This window comes from Sphingomonas panacisoli, from assembly GCF_007859635.1.
In the GTDB taxonomy this organism is placed as follows: Bacteria; Pseudomonadota; Alphaproteobacteria; order Sphingomonadales; family Sphingomonadaceae; genus Sphingomonas; species Sphingomonas panacisoli.
This window is the reverse complement of sequence record NZ_CP042306.1, coordinates 1,406,551-1,430,162: the sequence shown is the minus strand read 5'-3', so window position 1 is coordinate 1,430,162 and position 23,612 is coordinate 1,406,551. Positions and strand designations below refer to the sequence as shown.

The following is a 23,612-nucleotide window of genomic DNA, read 5'->3' as shown; positions in this document are numbered from 1 at the left end:
CGAACGGACGGGACTGAGTTAAGTTGCTTCTGCCGGATGCTTGGCCGCGATCGACGCGAGCAATTCGTCGAACGCCTTGGAGAAGGACGCGACGCCCTCCTCGACCAGCGTGTCGGTCACGCCGTTCAGATCGAGGCCGAGCCGTTCGGTCTCCGCCAGAACGTGCTTCGCGCCATCCACGTCCTGCGTCAGCGTTTCCGCCGCGGTGCCGTGGTCGCGATACGCGTCCATCGTCTTGGGCGGCACGGTGTTGACCGTGTCCTTGCCGATCAGCGTGTCGAGGTAGAGCACGTCGGAATAGGCCGCATTCTTGGTACCCGTCGACGCCCAGAGTAGCCGCTGCGGCATCGCGCCCTTGGCGGCCAGCGCCTGCCAACGGTCGGATTTGATGAAGTCGAGATACCATTGATACGCGAGCTTCGCGTTGGCGATCGCGACCTTGCCGGCCAGCGGCTTGGCCGCGTCGCCACCCTTGCCCTCGTCGATCGCATCATCGATCTTGGTATCGATACGCGACACGAAGAAGCTCGCAACCGATGCGATCTTGTCGATCGCTTCGCCCCGCGCTGCGCGCTTTTCGAGACCCTCGACGAACGCCAGCGCGACGGCCTTGTACGCCTCGATCCCGAACAGCAATGTCACGTTGACGTTGATGCCCTTGTCGATCGACGTCGCGATCGCCGGAACGCCCGCCGGCGTGCCGGGAATCTTGATCATCAGGTTCGGCCGATCGACCGTCCACCACAGCCGCTCGGCCTCCGCCGCGGTCTCGTCGGTGTCGTTCGCCAGATAGGGCGACACCTCCATGCTCACATAGCCGTCTTTCGCGTCGAGCCGGTCGTACACCGGGCGCAGCGTGTCGGCAGCTTCCTGAATATCGCGGATCGCGAGATGCTCGTAGCGCGCCATCGCCGACGCGTCGGGGTTGGCGCGATCGAATTTGGCGAGCTCGTCGTCATAGGCGTCGCCCTCGCCCATCGCCTTCTGGAAGATCGAGGGGTTGCTGGTGACGCCGGTAATACCGTCCTCGTCGACCAGTTTCTTCAGCCCGCCCTCGGCGAGCAGCTTGCGATCGATAAAGTCGAGCCACACCGCCTGGCCGAGTTTCTCGAGTTCGTTGAGGCGTCCCATCACTTTGTCTCCAGCAACGATTTGGCGGTCTTCACGACATTATCGACGGTGAACCCGAACTTTTCCTGCAGCTTGGCGATTGGCGCCGACGCCCCGAAGGTCGCCATGCTGATCGCCTTGCCGTCGAGCCCGATATAGCGGTCCCAGCCGATCTCGCTTCCCATCTCGATCGAAACACGCGCGCTAACTGCCTTGGGCAGCACGCTTTCCTTATATGCGTCGGATTGCTTCTCGTACCGGAACCAGCTGGGCATCGATACGACCCGCACAGCGACGCCTTCGCCTTTGAGCTGCTCGTACGCTTGAATGGCCAACCCGACTTCGGAGCCGGTCGCGATCAGGATCAGTTCGGGATCGTCGCTGTCAGCAAGCACATACGCGCCCTTTTCGAGCCCGTCGGCGCTGGCATATTTCGACCGGTCGAGCGTCGGCAGGGCCTGGCGCGACAGGACGAGCGCGTGCGGGTGGCCGCTATCTTTCATGACCGCTTTCCACGCCGCCGCCGCCTCGTTCGCGTCGCAGGGCCGGATCGTATCCATTCCCGGCGTCGCGCGCAGCATGGCGAGGTGCTCGATCGGCTGATGCGTCGGGCCGTCCTCCCCCACGCCGATCGAATCGTGCGTGAATACCCATACCGCGCCGATTTCCATCAGCGACGACAGCCGCACCGGCGGGCGCATATAGTCGAGGAACACGAAGAAGGTGGAGCCGTATCCGCGCAGATGCGACAGCGTCATGCCGTTCACCACCGCACCCATGCCGTGCTCGCGCACGCCGAAATGGAAGTTGCAGCCATCGTAGCTGCCCGGCTCGAACGACGACGCACCCTTGATGTCGGTCTTGGTCGAGGGCGCGAGATCGGCCGAGCCGCCGATCAGCCACGGCACGTGCGGCACGATCGCGTTGAGCACCTTGCCGGCGGCATCGCGGCTCGCGAGCCCCTTGGCGTCGGCTTCGAATACCGGAATGTCGGCGTCCCAGCCGTCGGGCAACGTGTCCGACAGCATCGCGTCGAGTTCCTTGCTCAGATCGGGATGCGCGGTGCGATAACTCGCGAGCGTCGCCTCCCACGCCTCGCGCGCCGGACGGCCGCGATCAGCGACGCAACCATTGAAATGCTCTACAACGCCGTCGGGAACGTAGAAGCTCTTGTCCTCGGGCCAGCCATAAGCGCGCTTGGTCTCCGCGATCACCGCTTCGCCCATCGCGTCGCTGTGCGCCTTCGACGTGCCGGCAATCGGGCTGCCGTAACCGATGATCGAATGGACAATGATCAGCGTCGGCCGGTCGTCGGTCTTGCGGAACGCTGCGAACGCCTGGGCCAGAGCGTCGCAATCGTTGGCGTCGTCGACGTGGATGACGTTCCAGCCATAGCCCTCGAAGCGCTTGCCGACATCTTCGTCGAAGGTCAGGCTGGTCTTGCCCTCGATCGTGATGTGATTGCTGTCGTAGATCCAGCACAGGTTCGACAGGCGCAGATGCCCCGCGAGGCTCGCCGCTTCCTGGCTGACGCCCTCCATCAAATCGCCGTCGCCCGCCAGCGCGTAGACGTCGTGATCGAACAATGTGTGGTCGGGCTTATTGTAGCGCGCGGCGAGCCAGCGCTCGGCGATCGCCATGCCCACGGAATTGCCGCAACCCTGGCCCAGCGGGCCCGTCGTGGTCTCGACCCCGGTGGTGTGGCGGTATTCGGGATGCCCGGGCGTCTTTGACCCGATCTGGCGGAAATCTTCGATGTCCTGCAGGCTGACCGCTTCCTTGCCGGTCTTCCTGCCGTTGCGATCGATTTCCTCGACGCCGGCCAGATGCAGCAACGAATAGAGCAACATCGACGCATGTCCGACCGACAGCACGAAGCGGTCGCGGTTGGGCCAGTCGGGCTTGGACGGATCGTAGCGCAGGAATTGCGACCACAACGTATAGCCCACCGGTGCCATCGCCATCGGCGTGCCGGGGTGGCCGGAATTGGCTTTCTGCACCGCGTCCATCGACAGCGTGCGGATCGTATCGATCGTCAGGCGCTCGATCGATCCGTCCTCTTTCAGATGATCGACGTCGCGGGTGGTGGTTTCGGTATCGGACATGGTAGCTCCCGCTTCGCCTGCATAACGCCGTCATGGCGCGGAGGTTGCGGCCCCTATATGGCGCGTCGCCGGACGGTTCCAGCCGTCACACGCCCGCACGTTCCATTTTCGTAACGATGCCGTCGGCGGCGATGTACGCGGCGGCGATCTCCGTCAGGAACAGGCCGTGGCCTAGCGCGCCGGGGATCGCCTGGAGGTCGATCGCGAGTCGTGCGGGGTCGGCAATGGGGCCGAAATGGCAGTCGAGGATCAGATTGCCCTGATTGGTGCGGAATTCCTTGCCCGCGACGGTCATCCGCAAGACCGGGTCGGCGCCCAGCGCCGTGGTGCGGACGGCGACGAAACTGCGCGCGAACGGCAGTATTTCGACCGGCACCGGCGCGGTGCCGAGCGTCGCAACACGCTTCGTGCCGTCGGCGATCGCGACCATGCGCCGCGCCGCACTGGCCAGGATCTTCTCGCGGAGCATCGCCCCGCCCCCGCCCTTGATCGCGCGGAATTGCGGATCGATCTCATCGACGCCGTCGATCACCAAGTCGAGCTCGGTCTGATCGGCAAACCGAGCGATCGGGATGCCAGCGGCGCGCGCCGCGTTGGTCGTTCGCTGCGAGGTCGAAAAGAACGTTGCGGACGGCCACTCCGCCAACCTTCGCCCGACTGCGGCGATGGCGAACGCGACCGTCGAGCCGCTGCCTAGACCGACACGCATGCCGTCGGCGATTTCCGCTACCGCCGCTTCGGCCGCGAGCTTCTTGTCGTCGTCCTGCATCGCCAATGCGGTACCAGAAAAGCAAAGGGCCGCGCCACCCGTGGGTGCCGCGGCCCGCTAATCGTCAGCGCCGAAGCGCCGTCGGATCAGTTTGCGTTGGCGACGTTGTCGGCCGGAACGGTGTCGTTCAGCACGGTCGCGTTGTCGTCGACCGACAGGTTGGTGTCGTCGATGTTGGTGATGGTGTCGTTGCTGACGGTCGTGTTGTCGACCTTCGGGCCACCGCAAGCGGCGAGGCCGAGAACGGCCGGCGCGATCAGCGACAGAATAACGAGCTTCTTCATATACTTCACTCCGTGGCTTCCGGTTCGGCACCCCCGCTCTGCACCATGCGTCGCGACACCGATCCGTGTGCCGCGGAGCGCTATGCCGTAATCCCCATCCTTTTGATAGGATAAAATGCACGCTTTGCCGCATTTTCGCCCAAATTGGGCAGCCGCGTCATGTTCCCGACGCAAAACAAAAGCCCCGCCGGTCGGTGTGACCGGCGGGGCTTTCATTGGCGCGCCCGGAACGATTCGAACGTCCGACCCTCAGATTCGTAGTCTGATGCTCTATCCAGCTGAGCTACGGGCGCGCATTGGAGGGCGTCCCTTAGAGAGGTCGTTCGGGGAGCGCAAGTGCGTTGCGTGCCGCTGTGTCGCCGCCTAGATCGGACGTCATGAAACGTTCCGCCGTGCTTCCGCTCATCCTGCTTGCCGCCGGTTGCGCGCAGTCGACCGACAAATATCCGTCGCTGGCGCTACGCCCGATCGAATCGCGATCGGAAGCGGAAACGGTGGCGCCGGTACCGGAAGCGACGCCCGACGCCGCGCTTGACGCGCAACTGGCGACGATGCGGAGCAAGCTGGCGCAGATCGACGCCGACTTCGTAGCTACAGCGGCGAAGGCCGATGCAGCGGCCAAGGCGCGCGGGGCACAGGCCACCGGTAGCGACCAGTGGCTAGCCGCGCAAAGTTTGCTCGCCGAGCTCGAAGGCTTGCGCGGCGACACGCTGGGGATGGTCACCGACTTCGAGAAACTGATCACCGACCGCGGCGAGGCGAACCAGCCGCCCTACCCCGCGCTCGACGAATTGCGGGCCAAGGCGCAGGCCCAAGTGGATGGCGAAATCGAAAAGATCGCAGCGATCAAGGCGCAACTGGGCGAGAAATAGGCCGCACGATGCGGTAGAGAATGTGTCGCTTAAGCGGGCTGTCGTCCGAAATCGCCGGATGATCGAAACCCGCGCCGTGATCGCGCTGCATCCCTAGCCGTTCCATCAGTCCCCAGCTTTGAGTGTTGGCAAGGACGGTCATCGCCGCCACCTGCGGCGTTGAGGTATTTCCCCAAGCCCAGTCCAAGCTCGCCACCGCCGCCTCTCGTGCATAGCCGTGCCCCCATGCGTCGCGCCGCAGCCGCCAGCCGATTTCCAATTCGCCGGCGATCGGGGTCCCTTCGGGGCCGGGCTTGATACCGCAAAAGCCCAGAAAGGCGCCGTCGGCCTTTCGCTCGAGAGCCCAGAAACAATAGCCCTGGTCGGCGAGCAACGCATTCATCCGGTCGCGCACCGATTCCGCGTCCGCACGCGTCATCGGGGGCCCGAGGTAGCGCATCACCTCCGCGTCGTTGCCCATCGCAAGGAACGGCGCGACGTCGTCATCGCGCCAGCCGCGCAGGATCAGCCGCTCAGTTTCGATCACGGCCGATCGATCGTGTAGACGATCATCCGCCCCGTCGGATCGCCGACTTCGTACAGCGGATGGTCGAAATCGAGCTCCTCGCGTCGCTCCATGCCGAGCCGCAGCATCAGACCCCAGGACCTGCTGTTCGCGGCATTGGTCCAAGCGGCGATCCGCGGCCGGTCGGTATTGGCCCAACCCCAGGCGACGCTCGCCTCGGCCGCCTCGCACGCGATGCCCTGGCCCCAATAGGGTTGCGCGATACGCCACCCGATCTCGAGCTCGTCCGATACGCCGGTGTCGGGATAACCGCTCAACCGCACCCCACACACGCCCGCCATTACGCCATCGGCCTTATGATCGACCGCCCACATCGTGTGGCCGTCGCGTTCCTGCGACGCCATCAGCCGGTCGACCAGCGCATCGATATCGGCACGCGGACGGACGCCGCCGAAATGCTCCATCATCGGCGGCGTATTGATGATGTCGTTGAACGGCGCCTTGTCGTCCTCGCGCCACGGGCGAAGGATGAGGCGGTCGGTCTCGATCATTGCGGCCGATCCATCGTATAGACGATCAAATTATCATCGGGGCAGCTGCCGTCGGGGTCGCGGCAGTCGAGATCGACGCGCCGCGTCATGCCGAGGCGCTCCATCAGCCCCCATGACCGCGTATTGCCGGCGGTAGTCCAAGCGGCGAGGAACGGCGTGTCGATATTGGCCCAGCCCCAGTTGATCGCCGCCTTGGCCGCCTCGTGCGCCAGCCCCGTGCCCCAATGCGCCTCGGCGATCCGCCAGCCGAGTTCGCGCATTCCCTCTACCGGCAAGCCGGGATAGTCATGCGCTACCCGGATGCCGACACTGCCGACGATCTCCCCGCTATGCAGTTCGACGGCCCAAAAACTGTGCCCGTTGCGAGCCTGATCGTCGATGCGCTTGTCGAACAGCCGATCGATCCCGGCCCGATCCTTCACGCCACCGAAATCGGCCATCATCGCGGGCGTGTTGATGATCGCCGCGAATGCGCCGCGATCATCCTCGCGCCAGGGGCGGAGGATCAGCCTTGCGGTCTCGATCATTTGGCCAACAACTTCGCCGCGTGGAGCGCGTGATACGTCAGCACACCCGAACATCCCGCGCGTTTGAACGCCATCAGCGTTTCCAGCACCACCGCATCGCGTTCCGCTGCGCCGGCTGCGACCGCCGCCTCAATCATCGCATACTCGCCCGACACCTGGTACGCGAACACCGGTACCTGGAACTCCGATTTCACGCGCAGGATGATGTCGAGATAGGGCAAGCCCGGCTTGACCATCACGCTGTCGGCGCCCTCTTCGAGGTCGAGCGCGACTTCGCGTAGTGCTTCCTCGGCATTGGCCGAGTCCATCTGATAGGTCTTCTTGTCACCCTTCAGCAGCCCGCGTGAGCCGACCGCGTCGCGGAACGGACCGTAAAAGCCGCTGGCGTATTTCGCGGCGTACGACATGATCTGGACGTTGACGTGTCCCTCGGCCTCCAGCGCGTCGCGGATCAGCCCGACCCGGCCATCCATCATGTCGCTCGGCGCGATGATGTCCGCCCCCGCCGCAGCCTGGTTGAGCGCCTGGCCGACCAGCACTTCCGCCGTCTCGTCGTTGAGCACATAGCCGCCCTCGTCGAGCAGTCCGTCATGCCCGTGGCTGGTGTAGGGATCGAGCGCAACGTCGGTCAGCACGCCGACCTCCGGCACCGCGTCCTTGAGTGCCCGGATCGCCCGGCACATCAGATTGTCGGGGTTGAGCGCTTCCTCGCCGCCTTCGCTGCGGCGATCGGCCTGGGTGTTGGGGAACAGCGCGACGCACGGAATGCCGAGATCGCGCGCTTCCTTCGCCCGGGCGACGATGCCATCGACCGACCAGCGCGACACGCCGGGCAGGCTGGCGATCGGTTCCTCGACCCCCTCCCCCTCGGCGATGAATAGCGGCCAGATCAGGTCAGCGGGGGTCAGCACGGTTTCGGCGTGCATCCGCCGGCTCCAGGCCGAAGCGCGGGTGCGGCGGAGGCGAAGCGCGGGGTATTGGCTCATGCAGCGCCAAATGCCCCCTCACCCCGTCGGGTGCAAGCGCCCCGCGGGTTCGCCGTCGGCATGGGTGTGCTCTTCCGGTTCGCTCGGATGCTCGGGCGGGACGACCAGCACTTGTTCGCGCCACCGTCCATAGCGATAATAGAGCGCCGCCAGTGTGAGCGACACGATCGACCCCAGCGGAAACGCCCACCACAGCGCATCGGCCCCGAGCCACTTCTGCCCCTCGATCGCGAAGCCCAGGCGGATGGGATAGAAAGCGATCGCCAGAATGACGAGCGGCGGCACCGTCGCGCCGTTCGCGCGGACGGTGGAAAACAATACCATCGTCGCGCCGAACATCACGAAGGTCCAGGACGAGATCAACTGAATGTGGCGCGCGATCGGGATCGCCGGACTCTCCGCGCCGACGAACAGCGCCATGATCGGGCGGTCGAACAGGATGATCGCCGTGATCACGACCAGCACGATGATGGTGTTGTAGATCAGCCCCGACCGCGTGATCGCGCCGACGCGGTCCCACTTACCCGCGCCGATATTCTGCGCCGCCATGCTCGACACCGCGACTCCAATCGCCATCGCGGGCATCTGGATATAGGTCCAGAGCTGCTGCGACACGGCGTAGGCCGCGGCGGTATCCACGCCGAGCCGGTTGACCAGCCCCATCATGGTCAGTCCTGCCGTCGACATGACCAGCATCTGGGCGCCCATCGGCAGACCCTTGGCCAGGATCGTTTTCACCAGCGCGCCTTCGGGGATCAGGTAGCGCACCTCCGCCCCGCGCAGCCGGATCGGCAAGTCGCGCGCGTAGACGTAGATCAGCAGCCCCGCCGACGACACGATCCCCGCGAGCAACGTCGCGGTCGCCGACCCCGCGATGCCCATCTTCGGGAACGGCCCGATCCCGTCGATCAGTAGCGGGTTGAAGGTGCTGTCGATCACCACCGACAGCGCCATGAACCAGAGCGGCGTCAGCGAATCGCCGGTTCCCCGCAGGCTCATCTGGATCAGCACGCCGAGCATCGAGAACGGCAGACCGAGGAAGATCACGCGCAGATAGTCGCGCGCCATGTTCTGCGCCTCGCCGGGTGTCGCGAGCAGCCGCAGGATCTGTGGCGAGAACAGCCACCCGATCACGGCGATCACCACCGCGCCGCCGACCACCAGTCCGACCGCCGATCCGAACGCGCGCCGCGCACCTTCGATATCGCCCCGCCCAACCGACTGCCCGATCAGGATCGTCGCCGCCATGCCGAACCCGAACACGGCGCTGAACATCAGGAACATGATGATGTTGGCATTGCTCGTCGCAGCGAGCGCGCCCTCGCCCAGGAAGCGCCCGACCCAGATCGAGTTGATCGAGCCGTTGAGCGACTGCAGGATGTTCGACGCGAGCGTCGGCAGCGCAAACGCGAGCAGGGTTGAGCCGATCGGACCGACGGTCAGGTCGCGCCGATTACCGCGATGCTGGGGATTGGAAGAGGTCGGCGCGTCCATCACTTCGTCCATGGCAGACGAACGGCGACGAAAACAGGGCCCGTCCTTATAATCTCGAAGCGGACCGTTCCGCCGGACATCGGTGGCCTGAGTGCGTACCTACCGTCACACCGTGCCGGCGAAGCACGTTTCCGCCCAAATGCGACGATCGTCATCGGTGCGACTTGAGCGCAGATATTGCGTCCAAGCCATGGATTCCGCCGCGACGATCCCCATTTCCCACACGCAGAAGGTCGGCCGGACGCCCGATGCGGGATAGGCCGCGTCGAACGGTGCAAAGCCGCTCATCCCGGCATCGCGATAGTATACGGCTTCCCACAATTCGTTCGCGCCGCGCCACACCGACAGCAGCAGGAAATAGAAGCTGTCGCCGCAGCGATGCAGAATGACGAAGCCCAGATCGTCGCCGAGCCCGAGCCTCTCGTCGGCTTGGGCTTTGCGGAGGAAATCTTGAGCATCCCGGGCTACGGCGTCGGTAACCCGCCGATCGTCCGGGGCGAGCACATACCATTTCAGCCGAGCGGCGCCGAGATCGAGGACGCCACCCGGCACCGCCTCCTTGGAGATGTGGCGATAATCCGGGCCGACCGCGCTCGTCATCCCAGCCGCGCCAGTGCCGCCGACAGCCGCTCCGCCTCGGCCGATTTCTCGGCGTGATCGGCGCGGGCCTTGTCCACCGCTTCGGGCTTGGCACGCTCGACGAAGCTGGCGTTGTTGAGGCGTCCCGCAAGGCTGTCCCGCTCCTTCGCGGCGGCGTCGATCGCTTTGGTCAGGCGCGTGCGCTCCGCAGCTAGGTCGATCACGCCTTCGAGCGGGAGCACGAACGTCGCCTCATCGACCACGACTTGCGCCGCGCCGCCGGTGAAGTCGCCTTCGGCGCGATCGATACGCGCCATGCGGGCAATGGCGGGTGCCAGTCGCTCATAGCGCGCCAGCGTGTCGGCCGACGCGTCACGCAGATGCACCGCCAATCGCGCGCCCGGCGGCACGTTGAGCTCGGTGCGGCTCGATCGCACTTCGCTCACCAACCTGATCAACCAGTCGATCTCCTTGCCCGCGCCCGGGTCCATCGCGCGCGCATCGGCGATCGGCCATTTCGCGACGATCAAATCGTAGTCGCGCTGCCCAAGTTTCGACCACAATTCCTCGGTCACGAACGGCATGAACGGGTGGAGCATCACCAGAATCTGGTCGAGCACCCAGCCCGCGACCGCCTTGGTCTCGTCGTCGATCGTGCCCTTGATCAGCTCGAGATACCAGTCGCAGAACCGGCTCCACGCGAACTGGTAGATCGCATTAGCAGCACCGTCGAAGCGATAGTCCGCCAGCGCGAGGTCGACCGCCTGCACCGTCTGGATCGTCTCGCCGATGATCCATTTGTTGACTGCCAGCGTCGACGCCGGGGCCTCCAGCGTCTTCGACGCACCGATCCCGTTCGACTGGCAGAAGCGCGCGGCGTTCCACAGCTTGGTCGCGAAGTTGCGATAGCCCTCGACCCGCTTCTCATCCATCTTGATGTCGCGGCCCTGGCTCTCCATCGCCGCCATGAAGAAGCGCAGCGCGTCGGCGCCGTAGCGGTCGATCAGCCCGAGCGGGTTGACGACATTGCCCTTCGACTTGGACATCTTCTGCCCGTCGGCGGCGCGCACCAGGCCGTGCAGGTAGAGCGTGCGGAACGGCACGTCCTGCATGAAGTGCATCCCCTGCATCATCATCCGCGCGTCCCAGAAGAACAGGATGTCGAAGCCCGAAATCAGCACGTCGTTGGGGTAGCGGCCATGGAGTTTGGGGTCTGTGTTCTCGGGCCAGCCCATCGTCGCGAACGGCCACAGCGCGGACGAAAACCAGGTATCGAGGACGTCGGGGTCCTGCGTCAGCGCGACGCCCTCTCCCGCCTGCGCCTGAGCCTCTTCCTCTGTCAGCGCGGCGTAGATCGAGCCGTCCTCGGCGAACCACGCCGGAATCCGGTGCCCCCACCACAATTGCCGGCTCACGCACCACGGCTGGATGTTCTCCATCCAGTTGAAGAACGTCTTCTCCCAGCTCTTCGGCACGATCTTGATCGCGCCCGATTGCACCGCCTCGATCGGCCGCTTTGCCAGCGTCTCGGCATCGACATACCATTGGTCGGTCAGCCACGGCTCGATCACGTCGCCCGAACGGTCGCCATAGGGGGTCTGGATCGTACGCGGTTCGGCGTCATGCTCGACGCCTTCCTTGTCGATGAACGGCACGAGGAAGCCATCGGCCTTCAATTTCTCGACCACCAGCTTGCGCGCCCAGAAGCGATCCACGCCGAGCAGATCGTTAGGGATCAGCCCGTCGCTCGTCTGCGTCACCTGCGCCTTGGCGTCGAGCATGTTGAGCATCTCGCCCGCCTTCATGCCGGCGCGCTTGCCCACCTCGAAATCGTTGAAGTCGTGTCCCGGCGTGATCTTCACCGCGCCGGTGCCCAGCGTCGGATCGGCATGCTCGTCGGCGACGATCGGGATCAGCCGCCCGGTGATCGGCAGCTTGATCTGCTTGCCCAGCATCGCCTTGTAGCGCTCGTCATCGGGATGCACCGCGACCGCCATGTCGGCGAGCATCGTCTCCGGCCGCGTCGTCGCGACGGTGATCGATCCCGACCCGTCCGCCAACGGATAACGGATCTGCCAGAAGCTGCCCTTGACCTCCTTGGTCTCCACCTCGAGGTCCGAAATCGCGGTACCCAGCCCAGGGTCCCAGTTCACCAGCCGCTTGTCGCGATAGATCAGGCCCTGATTGTAGAGATCGACGAACACCTTGAGGACGGCCTTCGAAAAGCCCTCGTCCATCGTGAAGCGCTCGTTCGCCCAATCCATCGAGCAGCCGAGCCGGCGGAGCTGTTGCGTGATCTCGCCGCCGCTCTCTTCCTTCCATTGCCACACCTTCGCGACGAACTCGTCGCGGGTGAAGTCGGTGCGCTTCTGCTGCTTTTCGCCGAGCTGGCGTTCCACGACCATCTGCGTCGCGATGCCGGCGTGATCGGTGCCGACCACCCACAAGGCATCCTTGCCTTTCAGCCGCGCGTGCCGGACCAGCACGTCCTGCAACGTATTGTCGAGCGCGTGCCCGATATGCAGCGAGCCCGTGACGTTGGGCGGTGGATTGACGATCGTCCACGGCTCCGCCCCCGGGCGATCGGGACGGAACTGGCCGCTCGTTTCCCAATGCGCGTACCAGCGCGTTTCGATTTCGGTTGGGTCGAAGGTTTTAGGCAACTCGCTCATGGACAGGGCCTGTAGCCACTCTGTCCGATAAGCGGAAGGCGGTCCTAGAAAGGCGTCTCGCCGATATAATTGCCGGCGTCGCTATAGCGGCACACCAGCACGTCCTCTTCCGCGCCCGTCGCCATCGCGCAGCCGACGCGGCCGGTGTCGCGCCACATCAGCTGGGTATAGTGGCCGACATCTTCCATCCGGCCGGTCGTGCTGTTGTCGGGGAAACGGCCCGGTTTGTAATAGCGCTTCTCGCGCACCCAGCCGTCGACCATCGCCTCGGCCGAATAATAGCCTCTGGTACCGGCCCACAGATTCTCGCCCTCGGGCTGGCGCGCGTTTTCGGGGGCGTGTTTGAACTGGCCGGTCGTCGCGAGATAGGTCGCCCACTTCGCGGCATCGGCGGCCAGCGTCGGATCCCATGTCAGCGGCGCGATACCCAACGTCGCGCGCTCGCGGTTATGCGCGGCCAGGACGCGGTCGTCGAAATTGGCCGTCAGGCTCGCCGTGCCGAGCAATAGCGGCGATGCCAGTAGCGTGCTGCAGACCAGGATAAGATGTCGCGCCATGGCGACGGATGTACCGACCGGCAATAACTTGCCGGTTTCCGGCAATGGTTGGGGATGATCAACTACGTTCCCGCCGATACGATCGCGACAAGGTCGCCACGCTTGACCTGCGCGTACAGCAACCGTGCGAATTCCAGCGGCACGCCGATGCAACCATGCGTCGCGGAGCCGAACCGCACGTTGCTGGCGTGGATCGCGACGCCGTCGTTGGTCAGCCGCAACATGTACGGCATTTCGGCATCGTACAGGTTGGAACTGTGCTGTTCGGCCATGTCGAGGATCGGGAAGACGCCGGTCGGGGTCGGCTTGCCGTCGGTGCCATAGAGGATCACCGCCGAACCGATCTCCTGATCCGACCGGAACACCGACAGCGTTTGCCGCGCGAGGTCGATGCGTATCCAGACCGGACCCGGCTTCACGCCGTCGTCGTTCCAGACGAAATCGCCGAACTTCATCTTGGTGCGCACGTTGAGCAGGCTCTCGACGGTGCGGCGATCGCCGTTGGGCAAGGTTAAGACGGGCCGCTTTCCTGCAGGGTAGCGCACGCGCGCCCGATCCGGGACCGGCTTGGACGCGGCGGGCAGCGGCCGCGGCGAGTCCGACTGCGTCCAGAACACCAGCGCGACCGCGACCAGCACGATCGGCGAAGCGAACCTGGCGAAGGCCGGCATCCTGATTACTGAAGGACTAGTCCGTTAGAGCGACGCGCTGAGCGGCCGCGCAGGCCAAAACCGATCGCGAAGAAGCCGATCATCAGGCTCGCCCAGGTCGCCGGTTCGGGTACGGCGCTGCCACCGCCAGGCGTATCGCCGCCGACGTTGCCGCCGCCACCGCCGCCACCGCCGGAGCTTCCACCACCGCCGGAGCTTCCACCGCCGCCACCGGTACCACCGCCGCCACCGCCGCCGATGATCACCGGAATGCCGCCGCCACCGGTCGGGCCTGTCCAGGCAACGGCGGGTACCGCCGGATCGGTGACCGTCGAATCGCCGACCGGCAACACCGTCGGCGCGGCCGTCGGGATTAAATCGTTGTCGAACAGGACGTCAGGCACGTTAGCGACCGCGGGTTGTCCGGCGGTCGGCCGAGTCCGCCCCTTGCCAAGTACGCGCTCCTTCGGTCCGAATTCGTCCTTGAGCGACGCGACGCGCCGCGCCTTGGTCTGGGTCAGCGCACCGGGCGCGCGCGCGCCGGGCGACCGCACGTCGAGCATCTGATTCAGCGCATCGACGCCGCCGGCCGCGGCGAGTTTCGCGATTTCCGAAGGGCCGGCGGCAACCGCCGTGGTCGGCGTCTGGGCCACAGAAAAACCGAGCACCACTGCGGCCAGAAGTGCCGCGGAAACCATACCGGTTCGGCCGTTTACTAGATCGTCAGCATTCATGATCGGATCCAGTTACGCAAAACAGATGTCATCCCTAACGCTTGCTTTACGTTAAACACAACGTCGAGGCCCAAAGATGGTTTCTTTTTGTCAACGACCGTTGCAGAGCAGCAACGTCTCGTTTCGACACAAGTTAACGCTGCGGTAATCAGTCCGCAGCCCATGAAACCGTCAGTTGGCGGAAGACTTGCCCGTCCATTTTCCGAGCCAGCCGAGCACCTCGCGATACCATTGCCGGCTCTCCTTCGGCGCGAGCACCCAGTGACTTCCACCGGGGAACACGACGAGCCGCGACGGAACTTCGCGGCGCTGCAGCGCAGTGAAGGCGGCGATCCCCTGCGTGTAGGGGATACGGAAATCGCCCTCGCTGGTGATGACGAGCTGCGGCGTCTTCCACTTGTCGACGAAATTTACCGGGTTCCATTTCTCGAACGCGGCCGGGTCCTGGAAATACGCTTTTCCGCCATGCTCCCATTCGTCGAACCACAACTCCTCGGTTTCGTACGCCATCGCGCGCGCATCGAATACGCCGTCATGCTGGACGATGCACTTGAAGCGATCGGGCCACTGCCCTTCGATCCAGTTCATCATGTAGCCGCCGTACGACGCGCCGAGCGCGCAGGCGTTGTTGCCGTCGATCCAGCTGAACTTGGTCGTGGCGGCGTCGAAGCCCTTCTTCAGGTCCTCGAGCGGCCAGCCACCCCAATTGTTGCGGATGTCGTCGCTGAATTTCTGGCCGTAACCGGTCGAGCCGTGGAAATCGATCGCCACCAATGCGTAGCCGGCGCCCGCGAACACCGCCGGGTTCCAGCGATACGACCAGCTATTGTTGCTCGATCCTTGCGGCCCGCCATGGACCATGAAGGCCATCGGGATTTTTGCGTCCGCAGCGAGGCCTGCCGGTTTCACCGCATAGCCCCACACCGTGTCGTTATTCGCGCCGGTAAAGCTGAACCGCGTCACGGTCGGCATGTCGATGCCCGCCAGCTTGCCGGCGTTGACGCTGGTGAGGCGCGTCGTCTTCTTGCCGGCCAGCCAGTAGAAATCGTCGGGCGCGGTCAGCGAGTTCATCGCGAATAGGATGCCCTTGGCCGTCGGCACGACGGCGGAGACGTTGCCTTCCTTTGTCAGTCGCGAAACCTTGCCGGTCAGCGACACCGACCAGATCGGGTTTTCCTGCGTATCCTCGGCGGTGACGTAGATCGTCTTCGAATCGGTGCTCCAGGCAATCGAGCCGACAGAGCTATCCCAGCTTTCGGTCAGCGCGGTGACCTTGCCCGTCGCGAGATCGCGCAGCATCAGAACCTGGCGATCGGCTTCGTAGCCGGGCCGCTTCATCGCGAACCACGCGAGGTACTTGCCGTCGGGCGACGCGGTCGGAAGGTTGTCCATCCCGTCATTCGCATCGGTCAGGTTGGTCGGCGCGGCCGATCCGTCGGCGGGCGCTGAGAAGATATCGAGGTTGGTCGATAGCGATTCGATGCGTCCCGCCTCGCGCAGCGCGAAGTACACGGTCTTGCCGTCGGCCGACCACGACACTTCCTCGCCGCCGCCGAACGGCTTGGACGGGCTGTCGCCGACCAGTGCGCCCTCGATCGCCGTGCCGTAGCCGGTCGCCTTGCCGCCCGCCATCGGCAGCACGAACAGCTGCGAGCGCGTGCCGTCGCCCCAGACATTCCAGTGCCGAACGAACAGTTGGTCGTAGGTGCGGCCGTTGCCGGCGTCGTCGGCCTTCTTGACCATCGCCGGTTCGCTGGTCGACGCGCCGGGCAAGCGATCGGCCCAGATCAGCAGCTTGTCCTCGGTCGGCGCAACCTTGAACCCGCCGAGCCCGCCCTTCAAGTCGGTGACGCGCGTCGGTGCGCCGCCGGCGATCGCGACCGCCCAGACATTGTCCTCGCCACCTTGGTCGGACTGGAACCACACGGTCTTGCCGTCGGCGGAGAATTGAGGCGACGTCTCGTTGGCCACCGGATCGGCTGCGAGTTTCTCCGGCTTGGCGCCCTTCGTGGTCAGGTCGAGCCGCCACAGATCGAACCGGCCCTTGTCCTTGGCGATGTCGGTCTCGCGCTGCTGCCACACCAGCCAATGCCCGTCAGGCGACACCGCCGGCGCCGACACGCGACTGAGCATCGTCACGTCTTCGATCGTGAGCTGACGCGCGGTAGCGGGAACGGCGACGATGGCGAGCGCGGCGCTCGCGAGCAGGAAATGCTTCATGCCGCGACAATTGCCGCACAATCGTAGCGCGGGCAACCATTCAGCGCCCAAAAACACCGCGTCGCCTCGGCTGAGACTGGCCTCTCAATCAATGCCGTACGGCGGAAAGACTTACCGCCCGCCGGTGATCCGCGCGATTTCCTTGGCGACCATCGATTCGACCAAGTCGGGCAGGTTCCGGTCGAGCCAGTCGCTCAACATCGGGCGCAGCATCTCGCGGACCAGTCCTTCGAGCGTATCCGCCCCGGCCGTGTCGGGCTTCACCACCAGCCGCGATAGATTGTCGAGCGGCGCGCGGCTCGCTTCGGCGGTCTGCGGCGACACGATCGTCTCCGGGGCCGGCGCGGCTTGCGGCGCGGCGATCGGTGCGGGCGCAGCAACGGGTGCGGCGGCCACCGGCGGCGACATCGGCATCGGCGCGGGCGCGACCATCGGCTCGACCGCGACGGGCTCGGGAGCGATCGGTTCGGCGACAGGCTGCGGCGCCGCCGGCGGCTCGGGCGCCTGCTCGCTCAGTTCGAGAACGTCGTCATCCTCGACGAAATCGTCGACCGGCGGTGGCACCGGGCGCCGGCGCGCGCGAATCGGTGCGCCGTTCTCGGCGTCCTCGGCGATGATCCGTTTGATGGAGGCAAGGATGTCCTCCATCGACGGTTCTGCGCTTACATCCCCCATATGCAGCCTGCTTCCCTGTCGTGCCGAAAGGCCACGCGAACCGCGTGGTTAATTCGTCTTCGGCACGTTTGCGGGAGTATCGGGCGCCGTGTCAACCGGCGCGTTCAATTGCGGGTCGAGCGGACGGCCCTGCGACGAGTCCTGCGCGGGCGTACTGCGCGTGCTGGTGCCGGTCGGCTTGTACTCGGGCTTGCCGCCGAAATCGCTCCAGCTGCCCTTGACCTTGTTGTAGTTGGTCAGCGGGTCGTACAGCGCCCCGCCTTCCAGCCCCAGGTCGCGCGCTTCGGCCTGACCCATCGCGGCAAGCAAAGCGAAGCCAGCGACATAGGCGTCGCGCTGCGCCGTCACGAGCGTCACCTGGCTGTTGAGCAATTCCTGCTCGGCGTTCAGGATATCGAGGATCGTGCGATTACCGACGCTGTTCTCGGCGCGGACACCCTCGAGGCTCAATTTGTTGGCTTCGACCGCGCGTTGCGCCGACGCGATCACTTCGAGCGACGATTTCCAGATTGCATAGGCCGATCGCGTCTGGGCGATCACCGCGCGTTCGGTGTCGGTAACCGTCTCCAGCGCCTGCGCCCGGCGTTCCTGCGCCTGGCGGAGCTGCGCCGCGGGCAAGCCACCCTGGAACAGCGGTAGCGTGAACTGCAGCCCGACAGTCCCCGCGCTGCCGGTCTGGCCGGGCTTGGGCCCCGTAGTAGCGCCGAGCGACCCGAGATAGTTGGAGTAGTTGCCGCCGATGACCCCCGATACGGTCGGCAATCGGCCAGCGCGCGCGGCGCTGACGTCGTACTTGCTCGCATCGCCCGCGCGTACCGCCGCGAGCAGATTCGGGTTGTTCTTGAGCGCCATGTCGACCGCCGCGTCGGGCGACGCCGGCAGGTTCGGCAAAGCGGGCGGATCCTCGAGCACGCCCGGCGGCGTCCCGACGAAGCGGATATAGCTCTCCTTGCTCGAAATCAGGCGGGCCATCGCGGTCTCGAGTTGGCTGCGCGCGATCGCGAGCCGCGCTTCGGACTGCGCGACGTCGGTGCGGGTCAGGTCGCCGACCTGGAACCGGTCCTTGGCGGCCTGGAGGTTTACCTCCAGCACCTTCACGTTTTCCTTGTTGAGCCCGACGATCGCTTCGTCGCGGATCACGTCCATGTATGCGCCGACCGTGCCGACGAAGAGGTCGGATTCGCTACCACGCAACTGATCGCGCGCAGCGTCGGAACGGATTTCCGCGCCCTTGACCGAATTCGCCACACGCCCACCGCGGTACAGCGGGACGGTCAGCTGGGTATTGCCCTGGAGCAGCCGATCAGGCGACGCCAGCGAGTTCGAGCTGTTCAGCGCGTTCTCGGTATAGGCGCCGTTGACGCTGACGTTGGGGCGACCCGCCGACTTGGCGATCGGCACGTTCTCGTCGGTCGCGCGCACGTCGGCGCGCGCCGCGGCGAGGCCGGGATTGGAATTGTACGCCTTGACCAGCGCTTCACGCAGCGTGTCGGCGGCGGCGGGACCCGCCACCACACCGAGCATCGCCACGCCAGCGAGCAGAACCGAAACGCGCATCAAATCCCCACTTCGTTAGAACGCAAAGCCGCGCGGCGCGGCAAAACCGGGCAACGCGACGCAATCGATATCGGCGAAGGCACGCAGCCCGAACCCGCCCTTGATCGCGCGGCCGGTAGCGAGGCGACGCACGCCGCGCTCGACGATGCCGGCAACGACCCGGCCGCCGGGCGCGACCTGGCTGACCAGGCTCTCCGGCACTTGCTCGACGCAACCGTCGATCACCAGCACGTCATAGGGTGCGCCCTTGGCATGGCCCTTTTCCAGCGGCCCTTCGACCAACGTAACGTTCGCCAGCCCATCCAGCGCGGCCGTGGCATGCGTGGCGAGATCGTGATCGCTCTCGACCGCCACCACTGACGCGACCAGCCGGCCCAGCACCGCGGCGGTATAGCCGCCCGCCGCGCCGATCAGCAGAACCTTGTCGGTCGGCAGCAGATACGCCTCGGTCAGCAGCTTGCCCGTCGCGATCGGCACGTTGAGGAACCGGCCGTTGCCGATCGCCACCGCGGTGTCGCGATACGCGAGCCGGCGCACATCCTCGGGCACGAACTTCTCGCGCGGGACGATCGCCATCGCGGTCACCACGCGCGGATCGTTGACCGCGTTGGTGCGCAACTGGCTCTGCACCATGGCGTGGCGCATTGCCTCGAAACTGGTGATGTCCGCCGCCGGATCGCTCATAGCCCGCCCATTCGCATAACTGTTTTACTTATGCAACACACTTCGTGCTGCGGCTTTCCTATATGGTGCGGCGCGGCGCACGCCAAGCGAAGACCGATCTAAATTGCGATCGATCGGCCAAGCGGTGGTTGACTTGGGCGGGAGGCTTGCGCAAAGCCCCGCGCCTTGCCGCATCGGGGCCCGATGGCGGAGTGGTGACGCAGAGGACTGCAAATCCTTGCACCCGGGTTCGATTCCCGGTCGGGCCTCCAGCGACGTCAGGGCAGCTTTTCGCCCATCGCCGCCTGCAGCACACCATACCATTCGGTGCGGGTCCAGCTGACCTTGTAGGCGTTCGCCGCGTCCCGGATGCGCTCCGCCCGCTGACTGCCGACGATCGGGATCACCCGCGCGGGGTGCGCCATTACCCAGGCATACGTCGCTGCGGCAACCGACACGCCCGTTGCGTCGGCCTTGGCCGCCAGCAATGCTGCGGCATCGCCCTCCCCCTTCAGCCAGGCGCCCACCGCCGAGCGGCGACCAGGCCAGCACGGCATGGTCGCGCACCATCGCCGCATCCAGCGTTCCGTCCCACAGCGGCGCCGTATGAAGCGGCGAGAATTCGGGCTGCGTGCTCGCGATCGGGATCGTCAGAAAATGTTCGAGCGCGGCAACCTGCGCCGGCGTGAAGTTCGACACACCGATCGCCCGCGTCTTGCCGCTTGCGACGAGCTTTTCGAGGGTGGCCGCGAGTTCCTGTGGATGCTCCAGCAGATCGGGGCGATGGATTTGCCAAAGGTCGACATGATCGACGCCGAGCCGTCGCAACGACGCGTCGATCGCGTTCTCCAAATAGCCCGGGCTCGAATCGTACGGCACACCGGGAACGATCCCGCCTTTGGTCGCTAGCACGATCCGCTCGCGCAGCCCCGGCGCATCGGCGAGCACGCGGCCGAACAGCGATTCGGCGCCGCCGAATTCGCCCTGCCCATAGATATCCGCCGTATCGAACAGCGTGATCCCCGCCTCCAGCGCAGCCTCGGCCAGCGCGCGGGCGTCGGCGACGTCGCCCGACAGCCGCCACATGCCCCAGGCGATCGGCGACACCATGATCCCGCTCCGGCCGAGCGGACGCGATTCGGAAGAAAGTTGCTGCTGCATGCCGGCGCCTATCGCACGCCCATGTCGCGCTGTGGAGCGGGCAGTTAGAGGATCATGTCCCCGTCACCACCGGCAAGGATGCGGCCCATCGCCTCGAACAGCGCGTCCATCGCGACCGGCTTGAACAGCACTTCGTCGGCGCCCGCCGCCAGGCAGCGTTCGCGCAGGTCGAGCGCGGTGTCAGCGGTGACGACGATGATGGGCAGCTTCGCCTTGGCATCGGTGCGCGCGCGAATCTGCTGGATCGCGGTGATCCCGTCCATGCCCGGCATGCGCAGGTCAATCAGCGCCATGTCGAAATCGGTCTCGTCGATCAGCTTCAGGCCGATCTCGCCGCTCTCGGCCTCGGTCATCGCGGCACCGGCGACATTCAACATGTCGCCGACCACGCGCCGGTTCATCGGGTCGTCCTCGATGAAAATCACGTTCATCAGCGAGCGTCCTGGCAGGCAACGCAGGAAGAGGTTTCAGACAGCATCACCTGATCCCCTATCACCCTAAGCCGCACGACTATCAATATCATCTTGATAAGTTGCCGTAACGATTTCCTTTACCAGCGCGGCGCCGGCGATCGGTTTGGCGATCAACTGATCGACCCCGGCCGCCGCGAATCGAGCGCGGTCGTCATCGTTCGGATTGGTCCACAACAACGACAGCGGCACCCCGGCCAACGCACGAACGCCGTCGATGGCGTCTCCGTCCATCGCAATCGTCAGTTCATCAGTGAGCACGCGATCGATCCCGCCCTCCGCGATCGCCGCCGCCGCGTCCGTGATCGATCCGGCGATCCTTATCGCGGGGACGCGCGGCGTGAACAACGTCTTCAGCATCGCGCGACTGATCGGATTCTTGTCGACGATCAACAGCGCCGCCCCGCCCTCTTCGGCTTCGACCGGTACTTCTTCGGCGACGCGAACCAGCGGCACCGCGAAGGTGAAAGTCGATCCCTGTCCTTCGACGCTTTCCACCGTCACGTCGCCGCCCATCGCGTGCGCGATGTTGCGGCAGATCGCGAGGCCTAGCCCGGTGCCGCCGAACTGGCGCGTGGTGCCGGCATCGGCCTGGCGGAACGATTCGAAGATCAGGTCGAGCTTTTCGGTCGGGACGCCAATCCCCGTGTCGCGCACCACGATCGCAACTTGCTCGCCATCGGCGCCGGCGATCACCGTCGATGAGACGTGGATCGACCCGGTCTGCGTGAACTTGAGCGCGTTGGACAAAAGGTTGAACGCCACCTGGCGCAGGCGCGCGGGATCGCTTTCGATGCGGCTGGGCGCGGCGCTGACGTCGAGGTCGAACGTCAGACCCTTGGCTCGCGCCTGGTCTTCCCACATCCGCGACACGTCGCGCAGCATCGCGGGCAAATCGACCGGCGCTTTTTCGACGGTCAAATTACCCGTCTCCATCTTGGCGACGTCGAGGATGTCGTCGACCAAAGCGCGCATCGACACACCCGCGCCGTGCACGACGTTGATGCGATCGCGCGTCCCCGCGTCGAGCTTCTGGTCGGCCAGCATCACCTGCGTCATGCCGAGGATGCCGTTGAGCGGCGTGCGGATTTCGTGGCTGGTCGTCGCCAGGAATTCGGTCTTGGCGGCCAACGCCTTGCCCAACGCGACGTTGGTCGACGCGAGATCGACGTTGGCGGCGCGGACCTGATCGCGGCTCTTGCGGATCGTGACCAAGCCGAACCCCAACATGCCGATGATGACCGCGGCGGTAATGCCCGACCCGACGAAGATCCAGAACTGCGTCAACGCCTTGGCGCGTTCATATTCGGCCGCGCGCTTCGCCTGATCGCCTTGCAGCTTGGCGATCTTCAGGTCCTGATTGGCCGAATCGAATCGCGCGCCCATCAGCGCGGTGTTGGCCGACGCCGCGACCTTGCTGCTATTGTCGTCGAGCTGCTTCAGCGCTTCGAGGTGGACCAAGGCGCGGTCGGACTGGCCGAGCTTCTTGTAGATGTCGAACGCGGTCTTGTGCGCCTGCCACCAGGTCATCGTCGGTTCGGTCACTTTCTCGTCGGCGAAGGCGCGTTCGATCTGCGCGCGCGCTTGATCGAGATTACCCCGCTGCAACGACGCCTGCGCCGCGACCGACCAGAACAACGCGGTCGATCCCGCGCTGTCGCGGTCGCGCGGGAGGCGGAACCCTTCGGCGACGGTCTGGTCGGCGGCGGCGAGCTTGCCGGCGCGCAACTGAGTCCAGGCAAGGTTGCGCAGGATCTGTGCCTGCAGCACCGTGCTGTCGAGATCGCGCGCCAGCTTCAGCGCCGCGCGGAAGTCGGCCTCCGCCGCGGGATAGCGCTCCAGTTCCTTGAGCATGTCGCCGCGATTGTTGTACATCGCGACCAGCAGTTGCGGGTCGCCGCGATAGATATCGAGCGCCTGGTTGTACTTCTTCAGCGCCGATTCGTAGTCGGTCGCGTCCTGATACAAGGCGGCAATCCCGAGCAGGGCGATGGCCTCGCTGCGGGTATCGTTGATCGTGCGGTAGATTTCGAACGCGGCCTGATAGTCCGACAGCGCCGCCGCGATCTTGCCCGCGGTCGCGTGATAGCCACCGCGGGACCGCAGCACGTCGCCTTTCAGCTTGGTCGCCGGCAATTCCTTAAGCGTCGCATACGCCGCCTCGATCAGCGGGCCCGCGGCGCCGGGATCGTTCAGCCGCAGATGCGCCTCGCCCTCGAGCCATTGCGTCGTCGCGATCTCGACCGCGCGATCGGGGCCGGTATCGGCGGTGGCGATCTTGCGCGCGGTCTGCGCCTTGCCGATCGCCTGATTGGGATCGGTCATCATGCTGGCGCGAGCGTCGGCGACCGCGGCTTCGAAGCTAGCGGTCCGTGCGGTCTGCGCGGCAACAGGCGCGGCGCCGGCGAGCACGGCACAGAGCATGACGATCAGCAGATGAAGGCGCCGGACGGTCATCGTGCGCGCACCAT

21 protein-coding genes, 2 tRNA genes and 1 pseudogene are annotated in these 23,612 nt (G+C 65.5%); 2 read left to right on the top strand and 22 right to left on the bottom strand.

Annotation, left to right across the window (positions count from 1 at the left end):
• Positions 1-18: 18 nt before the first annotated feature.
• The 5 genes from tal to FPZ24_RS07220 all read right to left on the bottom strand — a co-directional run bounded on the left by tal (position 19) and on the right by FPZ24_RS07220 (position 4,561).
• Positions 19-1,131: a transaldolase gene (gene tal, locus FPZ24_RS07240; RefSeq protein ID WP_146570592.1), complete on the bottom strand. Its 1,113-nt coding sequence runs from the start codon at positions 1,129-1,131 to the stop codon at positions 19-21.
• Positions 1,131-3,215 (bottom strand): transketolase, encoded by a 2,085-nt coding sequence (gene tkt, locus FPZ24_RS07235; RefSeq protein WP_146570590.1) that lies wholly within the window; start codon positions 3,213-3,215, stop codon positions 1,131-1,133. Before tkt ends, tal begins: the two co-directional genes overlap by 1 nt.
• Positions 3,216-3,300: 85 nt before the next feature.
• Positions 3,301-3,984, bottom strand: coding sequence for a ribose-5-phosphate isomerase RpiA (gene rpiA / locus FPZ24_RS07230; RefSeq protein ID WP_146570588.1), 684 nt, complete (start codon positions 3,982-3,984; stop codon positions 3,301-3,303).
• A gap of 86 nt (positions 3,985-4,070) precedes the next feature.
• A complete protein-coding gene (locus FPZ24_RS07225; protein WP_146570586.1) occupies positions 4,071-4,268 on the bottom strand; it encodes a circumsporozoite protein in 198 nt (65 codons plus the stop codon).
• A 216-nt stretch (positions 4,269-4,484) separates the two neighbouring features.
• Positions 4,485-4,561 (bottom strand) — tRNA-Arg (locus FPZ24_RS07220).
• Between the two features lie 84 nt (positions 4,562-4,645).
• Between FPZ24_RS07220 and FPZ24_RS07215 the strand changes: the two genes are divergently transcribed.
• A complete protein-coding gene (locus tag FPZ24_RS07215; RefSeq protein WP_146570583.1) occupies positions 4,646-5,140 on the top strand; it encodes a hypothetical protein in 495 nt (164 codons plus the stop codon).
• On the opposite strand, the gene FPZ24_RS07210 is transcribed toward FPZ24_RS07215, so the two are convergent.
• The 14 genes from FPZ24_RS07210 to FPZ24_RS07145 form a co-directional block, all read right to left on the bottom strand.
• The gene (locus tag FPZ24_RS07210) at positions 5,115-5,666 is read right to left on the bottom strand and encodes a GNAT family N-acetyltransferase (protein ID WP_146570580.1); all 552 of its coding nucleotides are present in this window, start codon (positions 5,664-5,666) and stop codon (positions 5,115-5,117) included. The genes FPZ24_RS07215 and FPZ24_RS07210 overlap by 26 nt on opposite strands.
• Positions 5,663-6,196, bottom strand: coding sequence for a GNAT family N-acetyltransferase (locus FPZ24_RS07205; RefSeq protein ID WP_146570578.1), 534 nt, complete (start codon positions 6,194-6,196; stop codon positions 5,663-5,665). Before FPZ24_RS07205 ends, FPZ24_RS07210 begins: the two co-directional genes overlap by 4 nt.
• Entirely contained in the window at positions 6,193-6,723 is a 531-nt protein-coding gene (locus FPZ24_RS07200; protein ID WP_186729120.1) for a GNAT family N-acetyltransferase, read from the bottom strand. The genes FPZ24_RS07205 and FPZ24_RS07200 overlap by 4 nt, the downstream gene beginning before the upstream one ends.
• A complete protein-coding gene (hemB, locus tag FPZ24_RS07195) occupies positions 6,720-7,709 on the bottom strand; it encodes a porphobilinogen synthase (RefSeq protein ID WP_146570575.1) in 990 nt (329 codons plus the stop codon). The genes FPZ24_RS07200 and hemB overlap by 4 nt, the downstream gene beginning before the upstream one ends.
• Before the next feature lie 18 nt (positions 7,710-7,727).
• Complete coding sequence (locus FPZ24_RS07190) at positions 7,728-9,215, bottom strand: MATE family efflux transporter (protein ID WP_146570573.1); 1,488 nt, start codon at positions 9,213-9,215, stop codon at positions 7,728-7,730.
• A gap of 93 nt (positions 9,216-9,308) precedes the next feature.
• Positions 9,309-9,803 (bottom strand): hypothetical protein, encoded by a 495-nt coding sequence (locus FPZ24_RS07185; RefSeq protein WP_146570571.1) that lies wholly within the window; start codon positions 9,801-9,803, stop codon positions 9,309-9,311.
• A complete protein-coding gene (locus FPZ24_RS07180) occupies positions 9,800-12,454 on the bottom strand; it encodes a valine--tRNA ligase (RefSeq protein ID WP_146570568.1) in 2,655 nt (884 codons plus the stop codon). Before FPZ24_RS07180 ends, FPZ24_RS07185 begins: the two co-directional genes overlap by 4 nt.
• 44 nt (positions 12,455-12,498) lie before the next feature.
• Entirely contained in the window at positions 12,499-13,011 is a 513-nt protein-coding gene (locus FPZ24_RS07175; protein ID WP_146570566.1) for a CAP domain-containing protein, read from the bottom strand.
• A gap of 62 nt (positions 13,012-13,073) precedes the next feature.
• Positions 13,074-13,682 (bottom strand): L,D-transpeptidase family protein, encoded by a 609-nt coding sequence (locus FPZ24_RS07170; RefSeq protein ID WP_146570564.1) that lies wholly within the window; start codon positions 13,680-13,682, stop codon positions 13,074-13,076.
• A gap of 5 nt (positions 13,683-13,687) precedes the next feature.
• The gene (locus FPZ24_RS07165) at positions 13,688-14,395 is read right to left on the bottom strand and encodes a PEP-CTERM sorting domain-containing protein (protein ID WP_146570561.1); all 708 of its coding nucleotides are present in this window, start codon (positions 14,393-14,395) and stop codon (positions 13,688-13,690) included.
• A 171-nt stretch (positions 14,396-14,566) separates the two neighbouring features.
• A complete protein-coding gene (locus FPZ24_RS07160; RefSeq protein WP_146574268.1) occupies positions 14,567-16,615 on the bottom strand; it encodes a S9 family peptidase in 2,049 nt (682 codons plus the stop codon).
• A gap of 111 nt (positions 16,616-16,726) precedes the next feature.
• Positions 16,727-17,263 (bottom strand): DUF2497 domain-containing protein, encoded by a 537-nt coding sequence (locus FPZ24_RS07155; RefSeq protein ID WP_146570559.1) that lies wholly within the window; start codon positions 17,261-17,263, stop codon positions 16,727-16,729.
• 75 nt (positions 17,264-17,338) lie between these two features.
• The gene (locus FPZ24_RS07150; protein ID WP_146570557.1) at positions 17,339-18,847 is read right to left on the bottom strand and encodes a TolC family outer membrane protein; all 1,509 of its coding nucleotides are present in this window, start codon (positions 18,845-18,847) and stop codon (positions 17,339-17,341) included.
• A gap of 15 nt (positions 18,848-18,862) precedes the next feature.
• Positions 18,863-19,531: a protein-L-isoaspartate O-methyltransferase family protein gene (locus FPZ24_RS07145; protein WP_146570555.1), complete on the bottom strand. Its 669-nt coding sequence runs from the start codon at positions 19,529-19,531 to the stop codon at positions 18,863-18,865.
• 177 nt (positions 19,532-19,708) lie between these two features.
• On the opposite strand from FPZ24_RS07145, the gene FPZ24_RS07140 reads away from it, so the two are divergent.
• Positions 19,709-19,782: transfer RNA gene (locus tag FPZ24_RS07140), tRNA-Cys, on the top strand.
• Positions 19,783-19,788: 6 nt separating this feature from the next.
• Here the strand turns inward: FPZ24_RS07140 and FPZ24_RS07135 are convergent.
• From FPZ24_RS07135 to FPZ24_RS07125, 3 genes and pseudogenes are all read right to left on the bottom strand, one after another.
• Positions 19,789-20,620: pseudogene (locus FPZ24_RS07135) on the bottom strand (aldo/keto reductase).
• 95 nt (positions 20,621-20,715) lie between these two features.
• The gene (locus FPZ24_RS07130; protein ID WP_146570553.1) at positions 20,716-21,102 is read right to left on the bottom strand and encodes a response regulator; all 387 of its coding nucleotides are present in this window, start codon (positions 21,100-21,102) and stop codon (positions 20,716-20,718) included.
• 66 nt (positions 21,103-21,168) lie between these two features.
• Positions 21,169-23,598: an ATP-binding protein gene (locus tag FPZ24_RS07125; RefSeq protein ID WP_146570551.1), complete on the bottom strand. Its 2,430-nt coding sequence runs from the start codon at positions 23,596-23,598 to the stop codon at positions 21,169-21,171.
• Positions 23,599-23,612 lie beyond the last annotated feature (14 nt).